Raw genomic sequence first — 18,679 nt, 5'->3', positions numbered from 1 at the left:
CATATCACGATTTTTAGCTAAAATCGAATCAAATCCAATATAAAAGAAGGTGAACGTTTAAGATGAAACTATTTTCAAATAATTAACACTAATACTTAATTCACTCGTAAAGTAAAATATTTTGTTAGATATAGCTTAAATGTTCTGAATAGTGTAAAATTATGTATGACGACAGGTTATTTATCTCCTGTTTTTTTACATTGGTTGGGTGTACCGATGTGAAGGACAAATAATCTAGTTGAAGTAAATAAATGTGGGATGGAGGAATAAGGAATGGATGAAAAGTTAGCAAAAAAGCTTCGTAATGAACAATTACGAAACAAAGTCGTATCAGCAGAAGAAGCAGCATCTTGGATTAAGGACGGCATGGTACTTGGTATGAGCGGGTTTACACGTGCAGGTGACGTAAAAGTGGTACCGCTTGCACTTGTTGAGAAAGCAAAAACAGAAAGCTTCAAGGTAGATGTATATACAGGTGCATCACTTGGGCCTGAAGTTGACCAATACTTAGCAGAAGCTGGTGTTATTCGCAAGCGAGGTCCTTTCCAAGGAGACGCAGGTATTCGAAACATGATTAATAGTGGGGAAGTTACTTATGTTGATGCCCATTTATCACACAATGCTGAATTAGTACGCCAAGGCATTATTGGTCCGATTGACTTCGCTATTATTGAAGCTGCTGCTATTACAGAAGATGGCTTATTGATTCCTACAACTTCAGTTGGTAACTCTCCGATTTTCGTACAAGAAGCAGACCAAGTTATCATCGAGCTAAACATAGCACAGCTTGATGCATTAGAAGGTGTGCATGATATTTTTGTTCCAGGACCACAAGGTAAACGTGATCCAATTCCAATGCTAGATGTGTCAGATCGTCTTGGTACAATTGGCATTCCACTAAATTTAGACAAAGTAAAAGGCATTGTTATTTCAGATATTTTGGATGCACCATCAATGATTGTTCCCGCTGATGAAGAAACAGATATTATGGCAAATCATCTACTGAATTTCTTAAGAGAAGAAATTAAAGTAGGTCGTTTAACTACGAGTTTACGCCCACTACAATCAGGTGTAGGTTCAGTGGCGAATGCTGTATTATTAGGTTTCAAAGATTCTGAGTTTGAAAATTTAGAAGTTTATTCGGAAGTACTACAGGATGCTGTATTTGAATTAATGGATGCTGGAAAAGTAAGCTTTGCATCTGCTACTTCTATTACCCTATCTGAAAAAGTAGGAAACCAAGTTTATGGAAATTTTGAAAAATATGCAGATAAATTAGTATTACGACCACAGGAAATTTCTAATCACCCAGAAATTATCCGTCGACTCGGCTTGATCTCTGTCAATACAGCGCTTGAATTAGATATTTATGGGAATGTAAATTCAACTCATGTTTCTGGCACAAAGATGATGAATGGTATTGGAGGTTCTGGAGATTTTGCTCGTAACGCACGATTAGGTATTTTCGTGACAAAATCGTATGCAAAAGGTGGAAAAATTTCTAGTATCGTTCCAATGGTTTCGCATGTAGACCATACCGAACATGATGTGGATGTTATCGTAACAGAGCAGGGCGTTGCAGACTTACGAGGTTTAGCACCTAAAGAGCGTGTCGGTCTAATCATTGAAAACTGTGCGCATCCAGATTATAAAGAGCAATTATGGGCGTACTTTAATGACGCAAATGAAGCAACAGGTGGTCACCATACACCGCATGATTTAGAAAAAGCACTTTCTTGGCATGTGAATTTAGCAAAGAACGGTACAATGCTAGATCCATCATTTGCTAAATAATATATTTAAAAAGTGTTAGATTGACTGCTATCAATCTAACACTTTTTGCTATGCGTTGATGTCTGCTTCTGCGGATGCATTCCACGGGTACACAATCAGCCGTAATCGTCGCTGCCACGCTGTCAGTTGCGTCTTAAGTTTGTACTGTAGCCGAGTAGTCACACCTCTCGTTACCACCAACTAGAGTCCTCAAAGATATGTCTCATCCTCTTGGTTTATACTGACTTTTTAAAGGCAGATGTTACTTTCGGTTCTGTTCCTTGGAATAGCCTTTTAATATTTTCAATATGCAAAATGAACGCTATGCATAAAAGTAGAATGGAAATAATAGTTGGGCCAATTCCAGGTATCCATAAATAAGTTGCCGTACAAAATACAATATAAAATTCTAACACACCGACGATTAAATAGTTTGTAGCAAAAGATAAAATCACAAATAATATAAGTGCACATAAAGCAATTTTCCAATCGACAGCAAGTAAAATCCCAATAATGGAGGCAGTACCTTTGCCACCTTTAAAGCCCATATGGAATGGGAAATTATGCCCTAAAATAACACTAGCAGCCATTGTATAGATTAAGAGCCACGTTTGTATTTCAGTGAATTGTGATGCATTAGAAGAAAAGTAGTAGATGGCACAGAGAATAGCACCGACGCCTTTACCAATATCAATTAGCGCCACTAATAGGCCGTATTTCCAGCCAAGAGAAAGCGTTGCGTTCGAGGCACCAGCATTGCCATGCCCAGTCTTTTTTAAATCTACACCCGATAGAAATTGTGCTACTTTAGATCCGTGGATACAGCCGATTAAATAACCGATGATAATAATAATAAAAAAAATAATGGCTTTTTCCATAAAAAATGCTCCTTTCATTTTTATTTTTTAATATAGTGTATGTGCTCTTATTACGTAAGTTAGCAGACAGAAGTTTCAGAAAAAAATAAATTTTACTGTTGACAGAAAAAAAGTCTATGTTTATACTGTGTAACAACGATGGAAATTGAATCACATACTCTTATCAAGAGCGGCGGAGGGATAGGCCCTATGATGCCCGGCAACCAGTGAGTGACAAACTTGCTAAGGTGCTAATTCCTACAGATTCTTACTTGGATCTGGCAGATAAGGGGAGGAAAACTTGCAACCGCAACCCTCTTCTTAACTGAAGAGGGTTTTTGTTTTCTACACATAAATCCTCCTCATCTCCGGTACCATCGTAAAACCATTAAGGAGGAAGAAAATATGTCGAATTTCAAACCAGAAACATTACTATTACACGGTGGTCAAGAGCCTGACCCAGTGACAGGTTCTCGAACTGTACCAGTGTACCGTTCAACAGCTTTCGTATTTAAAGACACTGCTCATGCGCAACGTCTTTTTGCATTAGAAGAAGCGGGCAATATTTACACACGTATTACAAATCCAACTGTAGATGTTTTTGAAAAACGCGTCGCTTTACTGGAAGGCGGTACAGCAGCAGTAGCACTTTCATCAGGTGCAGCAGCTATCGCATTTTCAATTTTAAATCTAGCAAGTGCAGGGGATGAAATCGTAGCAGCAAGCTCTTTATACGGAGGAACATATAACTTATTAGCAAATACACTACCAAACTACGGTATTAAAACAATTTTTGTAGATGAAACAAACCCTGAGAACTTCCGATCTGCGATTAATGAAAACACAAAAGCAGTGTTTGCTGAAATTTACGGCAATCCAAGTTTAAAGGTTTTAGATGTAGAAGCAGTAGCAACGATTGCACATGAAAATGGCTTGCCATTAATTATTGATAGCACATTTGCTTCACCATATGGCGCAACGCCAATCGACTTTGGTGCAGATATAGTTGTTCACTCAGCAACAAAATGGATCGGCGGTCATGGTACAACTTTAGGTGGCGTAGTTGTAGATGCTGGGAAATTTGATTGGACACAAGGTAGATTCCCTAGATTTACAGAGCCAGACACATCGTATCATGGATTGCGATACGGTATTGATACTGCAGCGGCTGCATTTGCCACAAAACTGCGTGTGCAATTACTACGTGATTTTGGTCCAACATTAAGTGCTGATGCCGCCTTTAACTTACTACAAGGTTTAGAAACGCTTCATTTGCGCATTCCTAAACATAATGAGAATGCGTTAGCAGTTGCTGAATATTTACGTAACCACCCATCCGTGGAATATGTAAACTATAATGGATTAGAGGAGTTTGCTTCCCATGACTTAGCGAAGAAATACTTGAAAAATGGCTTCGGTTCAGTGCTTACATTTGGCATTAAAGGTGGACGAGAAGCAGGTCGTCAGCTAATAGACAGCGTGAAACTATTCTCGCATGTAGCAAACGTTGGAGATGCAAAATCGTTAATTATTCACCCAGCATCTACAACCCATCAACAATTATCTGCTGAGGAACTAATCCAAACTGGCGTATCCGAGTCGCTCATTCGCTTATCAATCGGTTTAGAGGCAGTTGAGGATATTATTGCAGACTTAGAACAAGCAATTGCACAAGTAACACCTACTGAGCAAAAAGTAGAAGCTTAATATAAATTGATAAATTAGGTTCATGTCGTAGCGTTAACGTATTTTCTCATTCGAAGTACCTCATTTGGTAATGCGTATAACGTTGCTACATCAATCATTACCTCATTCGGTAAGTTAACTGAAATTTCCTATAAATAATACCTAGTATTTTTATAAGTATTGTTGACTTGATTAAAACCATGCTATATACTAGGGATTAAGTTAAATGTTCGAATGGCTACCAACCTAGAACAATTTTAAAGATTGTCGATGTTACGTAATTCTAAATACCGCTACAGTTTAGGCGGTAACAATCAATTTGTTTTCATAAGTGCTCCCCCACTTTTGAATAAATATATGAAAAGAGTGTAGCTACATAGCCAGTAGCTACGCTCGCATTAAAAAACTGATCGAAAAGGAGTGTTTTAAATGGGAAATGTTTATCGTGCACAAAATGTAACAGCTTATATAATTTATGAATTAAATGAAAGTCAACATTTTGTGAACAACCTATCCATTCAAAACTTACTTTCGACAGTTGAAATAAAATGGCAACAAACTTTTGGACATAGTGCTTTTGAAGAAATCGTATATGCTAAAGAAGAAGGCTACATAGTCAAAGAAGTTTTTGAAGAGTATGAAGCTAACGGTACAAGTCATATTGCACTACCAGCGACAGAATATTATTTAAAATACGGGTCGTTTCAATTAATTGAACGCACATATGCAGTACCGAACTTTACACAAGAAGAAATAAAGCTAGTGCAATCAGCTTTAGCGCAATATCGTTATCGATTATTTTTACAAGCAAGTTAACTTTCCCTTATATTTTTTAGCTCATTCTCTACTGCTATAGGGAATGAGCTTTTTGTTGCGTTTTACGTTACTTGTGGAAATAGTTACTGCTTTTCAAAAACAGCTTATTCTATAACGGGTATCTTCATACATATATAATAGAAGAAAGGCATTTCTTTTTTTAATAAGAGTTCGTCAAAAGTTGTTCAAATATTATAGATTTATTAATAAAACGTATAATAAAGGCAATGAAACCGATTTCTTTTGCACTCCTAGAGAAAACAATTGTCCATCCTAGAAAGATTTTTCTTGTGCAATGTATTTATTTGCGTTACAATTTTCTTTAGGTTAAATTTTGAATTATTTGAATATGTGCTTGTAGGCACAGACTTTATATATATATAAAACTGGAGAAATGTACGTTGGAGGGAATAACAAGTATGGCAACTATAAAGGCAGCGATTTTAGGATTTGGAACTGTAGGTCAAGGTATCTATCATATATTGAATGAAAAGCGTGAAGAACTTAAACGGAAATTAGGCATTGAATTGGAAGTAGCAAAAATATTAGTAACGGATACTAGTCGTGAACGTGTTCCAGGTACTGCTCATTTATTAACAACGAGTATGGATGAGGTTTTAGCAGAACCTGGCATGCAAGTTGTATTTGAAGCAATTGTCAATGAAGAACCGGCATTTGGTTATTTAAAGCGTGCAGTTGAGCATAAGTGTCATGTGATTACAGCAAACAAAGTGATGTTTGCAAAACGTGGCTTAGAGTTACAAGAACTTGCAAAGTCAAATGGTGTATTCGTGGGCTTCGAAGCAACAACAGCAGGCGGCGTGCCTGTTATTAAAACGATGAAAAATATTTTGCTTGTAAATGATGTAAGCCGTATTCAAGGTGTCTTGAATGGAACATCTAATTATATTTTAACAAAAATGCGCGCACAGGGCTGGTCCTTTGAGAAAGCTTTAAAAGAGGCGCAAAATTTAGGTTATGCAGAAGCGGATCCATATAATGATGTATCTGGTCAAGATGCCTTTAAAAAGTTAATGATTTTAAGCGCATTAGCATTTGGTGAACAACCAGATTGGGCTGACGTCGAAGTGATTGGCATTGACTGTATCTCAGCTGAACAGGTAAAGGATGCTTGTGAGAAAGGCTTACGTTATCGCCATGTAGCTGAAGTGGAGAAACTTGCAAATGGTAAAGTGGTAGCAAAGGTCGGTCCACAATTAGTAGATAAAGAACATCCGCTTTATCCGGTTGATGACGTTAATAATGCGGTTGCGCTTGAAACGAATTATATTGGTACATTAACATTAGTAGGTCCAGGCGCAGGCATGTATCCAACGGCAAGTGTGATGGTTGAGGACTACGCTGAGATTATCGGAAAACGTGCTGGATTTGTAGTAAGTATTTAGTTGAGTCGGTGCCAGTCACTCAAACAATTCTGAATTGTTTGAGTGACTGGCACTTTTAAAGTTTAGTCTTCGTCCTTCACGTCAATATCTTCAGGAATAGGTGTATTACGCCAAATTTCTATTTCTTCTTTTATCCGTTCTAACTGTTCAAAATAGGTACTAAATTGTCCACTATTAATCAATATTTGGTCCCCATCATAAATTGAACGGATGCGTCCTTCATAAACAAGTCGTAGTATCTGCTCCTCAGGCATGCCAAGATCCAGGGCTGTTTCTTCAATAGTTTTATACATAAACGGTCGCTCCTTTTAATGTTATTATTATACCTCCTCTGTTATAGAAAACATAATAATGGATTGTATGTAAGGAAAGTAAGTTGGGAATTGTTTGATTTTGGATAAATCTGTATAGTTAACAGTAATAGTGTTAAAGGTTAGGAGGGAATCAGCAATGGTCTATCCATATTTTTTTGTACTTCTAGCAGCTATTTTATGGGGAATGACAGGGACAGCACAAACTTTTTTAGATAATGGCGTATCACCGTTTGCAGTGGCGACTATTCGCTCAGCAATTGGTGGTGGATTATTATTAGTTGTAGTAGTGTTGTTACGTAAAATTACTTTTCGAACATGGTCCTGGAAATGGACAATATTGGCGGCGGCAAGTATTGCTTTATTCCAAGGTCTTTTTTTTACATCTATCCGTCTAACAGGCGTAGCAATTGGCACTGTTGTAACAATTGGTAGTGCCCCGATGTTTTCAGGCGTGCTGGAGTGGCTACTTTTGAAAACACGACCAACAAAAGTATGGGGCATCGCAACTGTTATGACAATTACAGGATGTATTTTATTGTTTATTAATAATGGAGATGGAACTATACATATGGGTGGCATAGGGCTAGCCATTTGTGCGGGTGTTTCTTTCGCAGTATATACAAATATAAGTAAAAAACTAATGGCACAGCAAGAAGCATTACCTGCAGTGGCTATGACGTTTTCGATTTGTGCGCTTTTATTACTACCGTTTTCAATTAGCAGTGGGTTTAGCTGGCTAGCAGTGACACAAAACTTATGGACAATGCTTTTTATGGGCGTTATGTGTACAAGCATAGCGTATTTATTGTTTTTAAGTGGTCTTCAGAAAATTAGCTCATCATCTGCTGTAACATTATCACTTGCGGAGCCCTTAACTGCAGCAATGTTAGGTGTAGTGCTAGTTGGCGAGCATTTAAGCGTAACATCTTGGTTTGGTGTTGCAATGCTACTTAGTGGCATTGTAGTTCTTACTTTTGCGGGAAGGAAAAAATAGAAATAGTAAGAATGGAAAATGGTAAAAGCTTAAGAAATTCTTCATTTTTATCCTAGTTGGTTTTTAAGATTTTATATGTAGACTATTAGTTGAGAGCGAGGTGTATATCATGACGAGGTTAACAGTTCTTGTAACAGACGATGATCAAGATATTCGTGATGGTATTGAAATTTACTTAAAAAATGAAGGTTATCATGTCATTAAGGCAGCAGACGGTGTAGAAGCACTTGAGAAGCTAGAAAATAATGAAGTACATTTAATTATTTTAGATATTATGATGCCAAATATGGATGGTATTACGGCGACGTTTAAAATTAGAGCAGAGCGCAACATTCCAATTATAATGCTTAGTGCGAAAGCTGAAGATGGTGACAAGATTCATGGCTTATCCGTTGGAGCAGATGATTACGTTACGAAACCATTCCATCCATTAGAGCTGTTGGCGCGTGTTAAATCACAATTGCGTCGTTATGTACAACTTGGGACGTATAATGACGGCGCAGCAAAGGTAGAAATTGATGGTTTAGTGCTAGATGAAGATGCTAAGGAAGTTGTATTGGAAGGCGAACCTGTTCGTTTAACGCCAATTGAATATAAAATTACAGAATTACTAATGAAAAATGCAGGACGTGTTTTTTCAATCCGAGAAATTTATGAACGTGTATGGAATGAGGAAGCTTACAATGCTGAAAATATTGTAGCAGTTCACATTCGTAAAATACGTGAAAAAATTGAAGCAGATCCGAAAAATCCACGTTATTTAAAGGTGGTGTGGGGCGTTGGCTATAAAATGGAAAAATAAAATAGAGAAGTATGTAACAATAGCAGGATTTGTGGCAGGTGTTATCGGTCTCGTTTATTTCGGTATTTATGCATATAAAATGGTAAATTCCCGCTCCTCCGAAATGCTACAATTTTTCGAAAAAATTTTTTAGGGGGGAGTTGAAAACATGATGAAAATTTGGAAGCCTCTTCTTGCACTTATTTGTTTAACATGGTTTATTTTCGGTGTATTTACGTTTTCTAAAATTGGCTATCAGTATGTAGGGAAATCGTATTTTCAATCCGGAAATTTTCAAAATGAACTGGATAGCTTTCAAGCAGAGCTAGGGCCGTTAGTGCTTAATTTACCAACAGCTGAGGAATTGAAGAGCAAGATTACAGTTTCAGAAAATGAAATTGAGGAACACCGCAATTATTACGGTTCATTAGGCACACAAATTGATAATATAAAGAGTCAATATGAAGAGAAGATTCAAGAAGCAGCTGATAATAATGCTAACGAATTAAAAACAAAGCTTGAAAATGAGCGAGATGCCAAAATAAAAGATATTACGAAAAACTTTGAAGATGATGAATATGTTCGTAAGAAAATTGCGGCGCAAAAGGGTGCACTCATCGATAAATATATAAAAGCTGTAAAAGATGAAGCAAAAGATTTTGCGAAAAACTATAGCTATTTGTCTTATGAATTAACGAATGTTGAAACTGGAGAAACTTTTCAATCCGGAGATATTACTGACAGCAATGTATACAAAATAACATATGTACACCCTCCGCTAAGAACGGGAAGCATCAGTAACAATTCAAGTCATTTGTTATACGGTTCGGATGTCTACATTGAATCGGATGTATTAAATGAAACGAGTGAATACACAGGAACGATTACTATCTCGAAAAGAGCTGCACAGTCTGCAGCGATAATGGATGGATATGACCAATTTAAACGGAATCAATACATGTTTTTTGTTATTTGGCTTACAAGTCTAATAGCAGCATTCTTTGCTTGGAAAGGACGTAAAGAATTGCTTCCTACTATAGGCAGCTTAAAGGAAAAAGAATCTTTAGCCAAGCTACGCATTGATATCCAAATAGTATTCCTGTTCATTACAGGTTATGTATACTGGTTTTCTTCACATATTGCATTCGAAGCAATTGAATATACGTATCAATACAATTATGTACGATTTTTAATTGACTTTGTATTTAAAGTATTAATTTTAATCATTATTGGTGTTGCATTTTTCGTGCAAGTTATTTGGTTGTATGATCGTGTAAATACAGTGAACAAACTAAGTCAAAATGTACAAGATAGTTATTTGTGGGGAATAGGGGAATCGATGACTGATTTATTTTTAAATCGATCAATCGCTTTACATTCAATTGTTTTAGTCGCAGCTGCCTTTTTTGGTGGTGGTAGTCTTGTTGCTAGTATGATGTGGGGGGGTGGATTCCCAATTCTCGTATTAGGAATATGTACGATTGTCGGCATTCCAGCAATGATTGTTTTCCTTTCTAAAATGGGCTATTTAAATCGCATTATGAAGGATACAAAGGATATGGCGGAAGGGCGCCTAAACCAAGATGTGAAAGTAAAGGGGAAATCCCCGTTAGCAGCGCATGCAGAAAATCTTAATCATTTACGTGAAGGTGTTCGCACATCAATGCATGAACAGGCAAAGAGTGAACGTTTGAAAACAGAGTTAATTACAAATGTTAGCCATGACTTACGTACCCCTCTTACATCTATAATTACGTATACAGATTTACTGAAAAATCCAGATATTACGGAAGAGGAGCGTAAGCAGTATATTCATATTCTCGATAAAAAATCAGACCGATTAAAAGTATTAATTGAGGATCTGTTTGAAGTATCCAAAATGGCGAGTGGCAATATTGAGCTTCATCGAAGTCGTGTTGATGTAACACAGCTTGTTCAGCAGGCGGTAGGAGAGCATGAGGAAGATTTAAGTAAAGCACGCTTAGATTTGCGCATGTCGATGTCTAATGATCCTATTTACGCTTATGTTGATGGACAAAAATGGTGGAGACTTATCGATAATTTAATTGTCAATGTATTGAAATATGCCTTAGAAGGTACACGTGTTTATGTTACGTTAAAAAGAACGACTAACGGTGATGCTGAATTCACTGTGAAAAATGTTGCGAAATATGAAATAAGCGAAAATGCTGATGAATTATTTGAACGCTTTAAGAGAGCAGATGCTTCACGTCATACAGAGGGCTCAGGGTTAGGTTTAGCCATTGCACAATCTATTGTCGATTTGCACGGAGCACGTATGAGCATAGACGTAGATGGAGATTTATTTAAAGTAATCGTTCGGATACCAGCAGTGTAAGAAGCAGCTAGGACAAAAGAGAAAAAGTGTTAGATTGACTGCAATCAATCTAACACTTTTTGCTATGCCGTTGTTGTCCGCTACGGCGGACGCTTTCCGCGGGCACACCGTAAGCCGCAACCCTCGCTAACGCGCGGTTTGTTGCGTCTTACGCAGCGTGCGTTCCCGCAGGAGTCGCCGCCTCCGCTACCAACAACTAGTTCTCACTTCTAATTATTTATTGATCTTAAAAGATAAATTAATCCTTCTTTTAAAATTTTCAAGTTTATCTCTGCCTCTTATTAATTGTGGTCACAATTCCTCGCAACGACAATGCTTTTTATAGCCCTACATTTTTGGCAATAATCATTTTCATCACTTCATTTGTGCCAGCGTATATAGACATTACGGGAATATCACGATAACGTCGTGCAATTTTATATTCCTCCATATAACCGTAGCCACCGTGCAACTGCATGCACTGAGTAGATATCTCTCGAGCATTTTCAGTAATCCAGTATTTCGCCATAGAAACCTTTGTTACAACGTCTTTACCAGCAATATGTTCTTCGATTAAAGATTCTAAAAACGTTTTGCCAAGCTCTATTTTTGTCGCCATTTCCGCAATTTTAAATTGCGTATTTTGGAAGTCACTAATGGATTTTCCGAAAGCTTGACGTGATTTAACATAATCAATTGTTAAAGCGAGCATATCTTCGGCTGCGGATTGGGCTGCGACTGCTACAGCTAGACGTTCCTGCTGTAGCTTTTCCATCATGTAGGTGAAGCCTTTTCCTTCCTCACCTAATAAATTTTCTACTGGAACACGACAATCCTCAAAAAATAGTTCAGCCGTATCTTGCGCATGCATGCCTACTTTTTCAAGTTTACGCCCCTTTGTAAAGCCTGGTGTTCCTGCCTCGATAACGAGAAGGCTAATTCCTCGATGTTTTTTCTCTGCATGGGGGTTCGTTTTTACCGCGACAACGACTAAATTTGCATGAATCCCATTCGTAATAAAAGTTTTTTGACCATTAACAATATAATAATCGCCATCTCGAATAGCAGTCGTTTGTATATTCGCTAAGTCGGAGCCTGTTCCGGGCTCTGTCATTGCAATTGCTGTAATAGTTTCACCTGTGACACATTTCGGGAGCCAGCGTGATTTTTGTTTAGCTGTCCCATATGCCTCGATGTAAGGGACAACGATATCATTATGCAAACCGACACCGATAAGGCTTGAACCTACACGTTCTAATTCTTCTTGGATAATGACACCAAAGCTAAAATCTAACCCGAGACCCCCATATTGTTCTTCCACTTGTGGACATAGATAACCTAATTGTCCAAGCTTACGCCAAAAACTAAGCGGAATAAGGTGATCTTTTTCCCACTGATTATAATGGACCTCAGCTTCTTCTGCTAAAAACTTACGGAACGTTTTGCGGAATAACTCATGTTCTGTGGATTCAAATTTATACTTCCCCATCTGAGACAACACCCCTTTATTTGCTCGTTTATGCATAAATTTTCTAGTACATCTATAATGTTACTGAAATATTGCCTAAAATAAAAGAGCTTTTAAAAATACGATTTCCATCTGTAATGCTATAATCACTATGAATATATGAAAGTAGAGGACTAGTATATGGCAAAAATAAGCATGGGCGTTCTTTTTTTAGGTATATATAGTGCTTTAACGTTCTATTTAGGGTGGGGCTTAAAGCAGTGGCTTGTCGCAATGAATTGGTTTTACTATCCAGTTTTCTATTGGCTGTTACTTTATATCGTTTCCTTTAGTGTTCTTATAGGAAGGATACATGAATCTTTACGAGTGTTTTCTGTAATCGGTAATTATTGGATGTTTATATTTGAATACGGCTTATTGTTATGTTTAACAGTACAAGTTGTTATGTGGGTAACGCCATTCAATAATATTCGCATTATTGGAAGTTTGGCTGTCTTTACGTTCTTTGTACTGTGGGTTGTCGGTACTTATCTGGCATATTCTCCAGTTGTCCGTAATTTAGACATTACAATGGATAAAAAAGATAGTGAGTTATCGTCGATGCGGGTTGTTATTGCTTCCGATTTTCATTTAGGCGTGTTATCAAATAAAAAGCATTTACAACGTTTTGTAAATTTATCGAATGAAGCGAAGCCAGATGTTGTTTTTTTAGCAGGAGACATTGTTGATGATGACCCAAAATGGTTTGTTCAAGACGGAATGGCTGATGTGATGAAACAGCTTACGGCTACTTATGGTGTATATGGTGTGCTTGGTAATCACGAATATTATGGTAAGAAAATTCCTGAATTTGTAGAGGAAATGAAAAAAGCTGGTGTGGAAATTTTACGAGATGAAACAATTCGGGTTGGCAATGCGTTTATAGTAACGGGCCAAGAAGATATTACGAATAAAGAAAGACAACAACTCGATGCTATAAAATTGAAAGATCATTTGCCTTGGTTTGTGATGAATCATACACCGGATGATTTGGCAACACCAGAGCAGGCAGGGGTAGATCTCCATATGTCTGGTCATACGCATAAAGGGCAATTATGGCCTAACCAGTATATTACAGCTCGTGTTTTTGAGCTGGATCATGGTTATAAGATGAAGGGACAAATGCATACACTTGTTTCATCGGGCTTTGGATTTTGGGGACCACCAATGCGTATAGGTAGTCGTTCTGAGCTATGGGTTGTTGATATTACTTTTCAGTAAAAGAGGTAGTATATGAAAAAAGAGTAGCTTATAATAAGTTGGTGCGTGCAAAAAACGATTATGGCTAAGTATTTAATGTTATCGTCATAATTAAAGTGAATTCGGATTGTGAAAGAAGTACACAGCAGCTTATTCAACATAAAGGCTGACTGTTTCCAACTGAGGCTAGCTTTCGTATGAGGTACTAGGAAGTTTATGAAAGCTACCTTACAATTGGTATCTATTGTAGAAGCTTCATTTTCCGCACATAGAACAAAAGAAGAATAAAGTTAAAAGGTAAGGTGACAATGTGGATATAATAGAATTATTGAAGGCACTAATTTTAGGCTTTGTCGAAGGAATGACAGAGTTTGCACCAGTATCTTCTACAGGTCATATGATTATTGTGGATGATATGTGGTTAAAGACAGATGAGTTTTTAGGAAAGTATCCGGCTAATACTTTTAAAATCGTTGTTCAGTTAGGGTCGATATTAGCGGTTGTAGTGGTCATGTGGAAGCGTATGCTAAGCCTCGTGGGTCTATATAATATTAGTGGGCAATCACGATCAATGAAAGGTCGCTTTAACTTAATGCATGTAATTGTCGGTATGTTACCAGCAGTTGTATTAGGATTTGCGTTTAAAGATTTTATTGACGATCATTTATTTAAAGTAGAGCATGTTATTTATGCATTAGTAGCTGGTGCAATTTTAATGATTGCTGCCGATAAATTTGCACCAAGAAAACCTAAAGTCGAATCATTAGATGATATTTCTTATGGCATGGCGTTTAAAGTAGGTTTAGTACAGTGTTTATCTTTATGGCCAGGATTTTCTCGTTCGGGTGCAACTATTTCAGGTGGTGTCCTTTTCGGAATTAGTCACCGAGTAGCTGCTGATTTCACGTTTATTATGGCTGTTCCAATAATGGCAGGTGCAAGCCTTGTATCTGTGTTGAAAAACTGGGATACCCTTTCAATGGATTATTTAGGATTTTATGTAGTTGGTTTTATTAGTTCATTTGTATTTGCATTACTATCCATTAAGTTTTTCTTAGCTCTTATCTCAAAAGTAAAACTAATGCCATTTGCGATTTATCGTTTGGTATTAGCTGCTATACTAAGTATTATTATTTTTATGTAAATGAAAAAAGTCACTCATTTGTCACAATAATGAGTGATTTTTTTTTTGAACCTAGAGCTATTCATTAAGTTAGTGAATATAAAAACGTTATGATTAACTAATTATTGGTAATGTTGCGATAGTAAAATAGATAAAAAGTATTATAAAATCAGTGATAATGAGTGTCAATAGGTGGTCTAATAGATAATTTTTACTGAACTATTGTATCTATTAATCAATACACTTTATAATCAATTATAGATAAGTTGCGTACGAAAAAATAGAATGGCACAATATATTACTTTATGGGGTGGAAAGATGTTTCAATTTAGGAATAGACCTAAGCAAAATACAATTGTTATGAATGATGTGTCAAATACAGGTGTAACTATTCAAGATCCAGAACGTCTGCTACAGCTACAACTCGTCAATCTAACAAAACAAGATTTACAGTTAATAAAAAGTTTAAAGCCATATGTTGAGCAAAGTGTTGTGGAAGTGGTCGAAACATTTTATAAAGCAGTAGAGAGTGTACCAACTTTACGAGATGTTATACAAAAGCACAGTTCGAGTGAACGCCTTCGCCAAACACTTCGCCATCATATAATTGAAATGTTTGAAGGGAAAATCGATGACAACTTTTTAGAAAAGCGTCGGAGTGTAGGAAAAATGCATGTAAAGATTAATTTATATCCGAAATGGTATTTAGCTGCGTTTCAAAACCTAGAAAAATCTTTGCGGAAGATCGTCTATAATTTGCATCTATCAAAAGAAGAAGAAGAAAAGTTATGTGATGCTATTAGTAAAATGTGTAATTTTGAACAGCAAATTGTTTTGGAAGAGTATAACAACTATTCTAATTCTATAGTAGAAGAGCAACGAAGTAGTATCCGTGCACATGTAAAAGATATAGTTGGTGGAATTTCGACGCAGTTAGAAGCCCAGTCTCATGAAACAAATGAATCGGTAATGGAGCTTATTTCTAGTACGAAGCAAGTAGATGCTTACTTAAAGGAAAGTATTGATGAAGCCAAGACGATGCAAAAAGTTTCATCTGAAGGCTATTCGAAAATAGTATTATTAAATGAGCAAACTGGAAAAATTAATGATAAGACTGCTGAAATGGCGATAATGGTAGAAGAGTTGAACCATTCTTCTTCCAAAATTAATAAAGTAATCGAGATGGTGAAAAGCATTTCTGGACAAACTAATTTACTAGCATTGAATTCAGCAATTGAAGCTGCACGAGCTGGGGAACATGGAAAAGGTTTTGCAGTAGTAGCCGATGAGGTACGTAAGTTAGCAGATCAAACGAAAGAATCAGTGGAACAAATTGCAGATTTGATCGGCATGTCTAATGGCATTACGAAACATGTAGTTCAGGCAATTCAAGAAATACAAGAGCTCGTAAATAATAGTATCGAGCAAAATTTGAACTCATTAAAAGCATTCGATGCGATATCTGGCTCAGTAGAGGGCTCTATCGTAAACTTCCAAAATGTTGGAAGTCAAATTACTGAGTTGGCAAATGTAATTGAATCCATTGGCGAATCTTCGGAGGAACTAGAACGAGTTGCAAGTCGTCTTGATACGACGATTAAAGATTTCTAATTAAAATTACCGGTAGATAGTACTTAAAAAGAGTACGTGAGACACTTTTTGTGCTCAAGCATAACGTATGCGGACGCCCTTGTTTTTTTATAGTTATATATCCCATTTTAAAATTACTGAACTTCTTGATAACTGTTATGATAACTCTGAACTATGCATATAAAAGTGCATAGTTTTTTTATGGATAAAATTGTTGAAATAGAGGGTAGAGAAGTTTAAAAAAGGATAAAATCCCATAACTGAAGGATAAAATTACTGATATGAAGGATAGATTTAAAAAAAGCAGAAAACCGTATTTTTTTATCGTGCAAAATGGAAATATTGAATATAAAAGCTTGCTTGTGACGTTAGCATATTAGTGTTACGCTAAAGGCAAAATGGGGAATTGACTCAAAGGGGTGTTGGAATATGAAAAAGAAATTGTTTATTACACGAAAATTTCCGGCTCAGTTTGTTGAGCCTTTAGAAGAGCATTATGATATAGAACAATGGGAGGAAGAAGAAATCGTTATTCCGCGAGACAAACTTCTAGCAGCAGTAGCGGATTGTGAAGTATTGTGGGTAACGATTGCAGACCAAGTCGACGAAGAATTATTAAAACACGCCCCCAATTTAAAACTAGTGACAAATCTAGCAGTTGGTTTTAACAATATTGATGTACCAGCGTTGCGTAAAAGAGGCATAATGGCTACAAATACGCCAGGCGTATTAACAAATACGACAGCTGATTTAGTATTTGGCTTATTGCTAGCAACAGCACGTAGAATACCAGAAAGTGAGCGTTATTTACGTGATGGTCATTGGAAAAGCTGGTACCCTATGCAATTAGTTGGTAAAGATGTATCGGGCTCAACGATTGGCATTATCGGCATGGGACGTATCGGGCAGGCTGTTGCGAGACGTGCGAAGGGCTTTGATATGAAAGTTTTATATCATAACCGTAGACGTCGCCATGAAGCGGAAGAAATGTATGGCTTCCGTTATGCATCCCTAGAGGAGCTTTTAACGAAATCTGATTTTGTTGTTATAATGACCCCTTATAATAGCGATACAGTTGGTTTAATCGGCGCGAAGGAGCTTGCCTTAATGCAAGAAGATGCAGTATTGATTAATGCCTCTCGTGGAGGAATTATTGATGAAAATGCCCTTTATGACACGTTGAAAAATGGCAAGCTATGGGCTGCAGGGCTAGATGTTTTTGAGCATGAGCCAGTTGCATTGGATCATCCTCTGTTAACCTTACCAAACGTCGTTGCGCTTCCGCATATCGGTAGTGCGTCGTTAAAAACAAGAACAGCTATGCTAATGCTCAATGTCAATGCACTAATGGCATATGGAGAAGGCAAGCCAATATCGAATAGAATTGACTAAACAACTATTAAAGGGCTGCTTCCACTCATGAGAGCGACCTCCATTCAAAATCAACTTCAACTTTAGTTGAGATAGTGACAATAGGATAGCTTTTTAATTTTAATATTGCATAACGTAGGCGCAAGATCTAATGGATCGAGCGTCTTTTTTTGTACTAGATGGAGTAATGCTGCGCACTATTATTGAGAGCCATAAGAAATTGTGCTTATTAATAAATTTCATTTGCGTGAATTTATTTCATAATACATTGAATATTTAGCTTAAATGTATTATATTATTCACAATTATGAAATTTAGAGGAGGTGAAGGAATGAATATAGGGATGGAAATCAAGAAATTAAGAACTGAAAAAGGAATTACTTTGAAAGAGTTAAGTGAAAAAAGCGAACTTTCTGTTGGGTTTTTATCTCAATTAGAAAGAGGTCTTACTACTATAGCAGTTGATTCACTTGAAAAACTAGCTGATATTTTGGAAGTACATTTAACACATTTTTTTGATTATCCACATAAAAAGAAAGATGTCGTTTTAAGGAGTTATGAACAAGAAATAATAGACGCCGTAGATGGTGGCTTTATTAAGTATAGTTTAAGTACAAATTTGGAAAATAAACAACTTGTTCCTAGGCTTATCGAAATACTACCTCAAAAGAAAGATGAAGAAATATTATCCTATAAGCATGAGGGAGAAGAGTTCATTTATGTTTTAGAGGGTATATTAACGGTTTACATAAATGGCAAGAGCTATGAAGTGTATCCTGGTGATAGTATTCATATGGACTCAAATATTGCTCACAATTGGGCAAATTATACTAACAAAAAGGTTAAGCTCATCGCTGTTAATACGCCTAATTTCTATAATAGTGGGTTAAATAATATAGCTTCCGATTAGTCAAAACGTTAAA

16 protein-coding genes and 1 riboswitch are annotated in these 18,679 nt (G+C 36.7%); of the genes, 13 read left to right on the top strand and 3 right to left on the bottom strand.

The features are described from left to right. Positions 1-273: 273 nt before the first annotated feature. Positions 274-1,794 (top strand): succinyl-CoA:acetate CoA-transferase ScpC, encoded by a 1,521-nt coding sequence (gene scpC / locus ACIQXW_RS13845; RefSeq protein WP_340821158.1) that lies wholly within the window; start codon positions 274-276, stop codon positions 1,792-1,794. Positions 1,795-2,009: 215 nt separating this feature from the next. Here the strand turns inward: scpC and ACIQXW_RS13840 are convergent, their stop codons facing one another. Further along, entirely contained in the window at positions 2,010-2,651 is a 642-nt protein-coding gene (locus ACIQXW_RS13840) for a glycerol-3-phosphate acyltransferase (RefSeq protein ID WP_401019449.1), read from the bottom strand. Between the two features lie 157 nt (positions 2,652-2,808). Beyond that, a riboswitch (SAM riboswitch) is annotated at positions 2,809-2,922 on the top strand. A gap of 113 nt (positions 2,923-3,035) precedes the next feature. Here ACIQXW_RS13840 and ACIQXW_RS13835 point away from each other — a divergent pair. From ACIQXW_RS13835 to ACIQXW_RS13825, 3 genes are all read left to right on the top strand, one after another. Beyond that, positions 3,036-4,337, top strand: coding sequence for an O-acetylhomoserine aminocarboxypropyltransferase/cysteine synthase family protein (locus ACIQXW_RS13835; RefSeq protein WP_401019447.1), 1,302 nt, complete (start codon positions 3,036-3,038; stop codon positions 4,335-4,337). 408 nt (positions 4,338-4,745) lie between these two features. Next, complete coding sequence (locus ACIQXW_RS13830; protein ID WP_402763028.1) at positions 4,746-5,132, top strand: hypothetical protein; 387 nt, start codon at positions 4,746-4,748, stop codon at positions 5,130-5,132. A gap of 419 nt (positions 5,133-5,551) precedes the next feature. After that, positions 5,552-6,538, top strand: a complete 987-nt coding sequence (locus ACIQXW_RS13825; protein WP_340821154.1) for a homoserine dehydrogenase — start codon at positions 5,552-5,554, stop codon at positions 6,536-6,538. A gap of 62 nt (positions 6,539-6,600) precedes the next feature. On the opposite strand, the gene ACIQXW_RS13820 is transcribed toward ACIQXW_RS13825, so the two are convergent. Then, the gene (locus ACIQXW_RS13820; protein WP_337980032.1) at positions 6,601-6,831 is read right to left on the bottom strand and encodes a MerR family transcriptional regulator; all 231 of its coding nucleotides are present in this window, start codon (positions 6,829-6,831) and stop codon (positions 6,601-6,603) included. A gap of 157 nt (positions 6,832-6,988) precedes the next feature. Here ACIQXW_RS13820 and ACIQXW_RS13815 point away from each other — a divergent pair, with 157 nt between their 5' ends. From ACIQXW_RS13815 to ACIQXW_RS13800, 4 genes are all read left to right on the top strand, one after another. Then, on the top strand, positions 6,989-7,846 hold the full coding sequence (locus tag ACIQXW_RS13815) for a DMT family transporter (RefSeq protein WP_401019441.1): 858 nt from the start codon (positions 6,989-6,991) through the stop codon (positions 7,844-7,846). 109 nt (positions 7,847-7,955) lie between these two features. Then, entirely contained in the window at positions 7,956-8,648 is a 693-nt protein-coding gene (locus tag ACIQXW_RS13810) for a response regulator transcription factor (protein WP_402763023.1), read from the top strand. Further along, positions 8,626-8,781: a hypothetical protein gene (locus ACIQXW_RS13805; protein WP_340821151.1), complete on the top strand. Its 156-nt coding sequence runs from the start codon at positions 8,626-8,628 to the stop codon at positions 8,779-8,781. Before ACIQXW_RS13810 ends, ACIQXW_RS13805 begins: the two co-directional genes overlap by 23 nt. A 15-nt stretch (positions 8,782-8,796) precedes the next feature. Next, positions 8,797-10,986 carry a histidine kinase dimerization/phospho-acceptor domain-containing protein gene (locus ACIQXW_RS13800; protein ID WP_402763020.1) on the top strand — a complete coding sequence of 730 codons (2,190 nt, stop codon included), beginning with the start codon at positions 8,797-8,799 and terminating at the stop codon, positions 10,984-10,986. Positions 10,987-11,305: 319 nt separating this feature from the next. Here the strand turns inward: ACIQXW_RS13800 and ACIQXW_RS13795 are convergent, their stop codons facing one another. Continuing rightward, on the bottom strand, positions 11,306-12,454 hold the full coding sequence (locus ACIQXW_RS13795) for an acyl-CoA dehydrogenase family protein (protein ID WP_401019436.1): 1,149 nt from the start codon (positions 12,452-12,454) through the stop codon (positions 11,306-11,308). Positions 12,455-12,613: 159 nt separating this feature from the next. Here ACIQXW_RS13795 and ACIQXW_RS13790 point away from each other — a divergent pair, with 159 nt between their 5' ends. From ACIQXW_RS13790 to ACIQXW_RS13770, 5 genes are all read left to right on the top strand, one after another. Next, positions 12,614-13,693, top strand: a complete 1,080-nt coding sequence (locus ACIQXW_RS13790) for a metallophosphoesterase (RefSeq protein ID WP_340821148.1) — start codon at positions 12,614-12,616, stop codon at positions 13,691-13,693. A gap of 289 nt (positions 13,694-13,982) precedes the next feature. Further along, on the top strand, positions 13,983-14,816 hold the full coding sequence (locus ACIQXW_RS13785; protein WP_402763016.1) for an undecaprenyl-diphosphate phosphatase: 834 nt from the start codon (positions 13,983-13,985) through the stop codon (positions 14,814-14,816). Positions 14,817-15,113: 297 nt separating this feature from the next. Next, entirely contained in the window at positions 15,114-16,406 is a 1,293-nt protein-coding gene (locus tag ACIQXW_RS13780; protein ID WP_401019432.1) for a protoglobin domain-containing protein, read from the top strand. Between the two features lie 408 nt (positions 16,407-16,814). After that, positions 16,815-17,777, top strand: coding sequence for a 2-hydroxyacid dehydrogenase (locus ACIQXW_RS13775; protein ID WP_340821145.1), 963 nt, complete (start codon positions 16,815-16,817; stop codon positions 17,775-17,777). A 310-nt stretch (positions 17,778-18,087) separates the two neighbouring features. Continuing rightward, a complete protein-coding gene (locus tag ACIQXW_RS13770) occupies positions 18,088-18,666 on the top strand; it encodes a helix-turn-helix domain-containing protein (RefSeq protein ID WP_340821144.1) in 579 nt (192 codons plus the stop codon). The last annotated feature ends 13 nt before the right edge of the window (positions 18,667-18,679 follow it).

This window comes from Lysinibacillus sp. NPDC097162, from assembly GCF_044762185.1.
GTDB lineage: Bacteria > Bacillota > Bacilli > Bacillales_A > Planococcaceae > Lysinibacillus.
The sequence above is the reverse complement of the archived record's forward strand: the minus strand, read 5'-3'. Positions and strand labels throughout refer to the sequence as shown.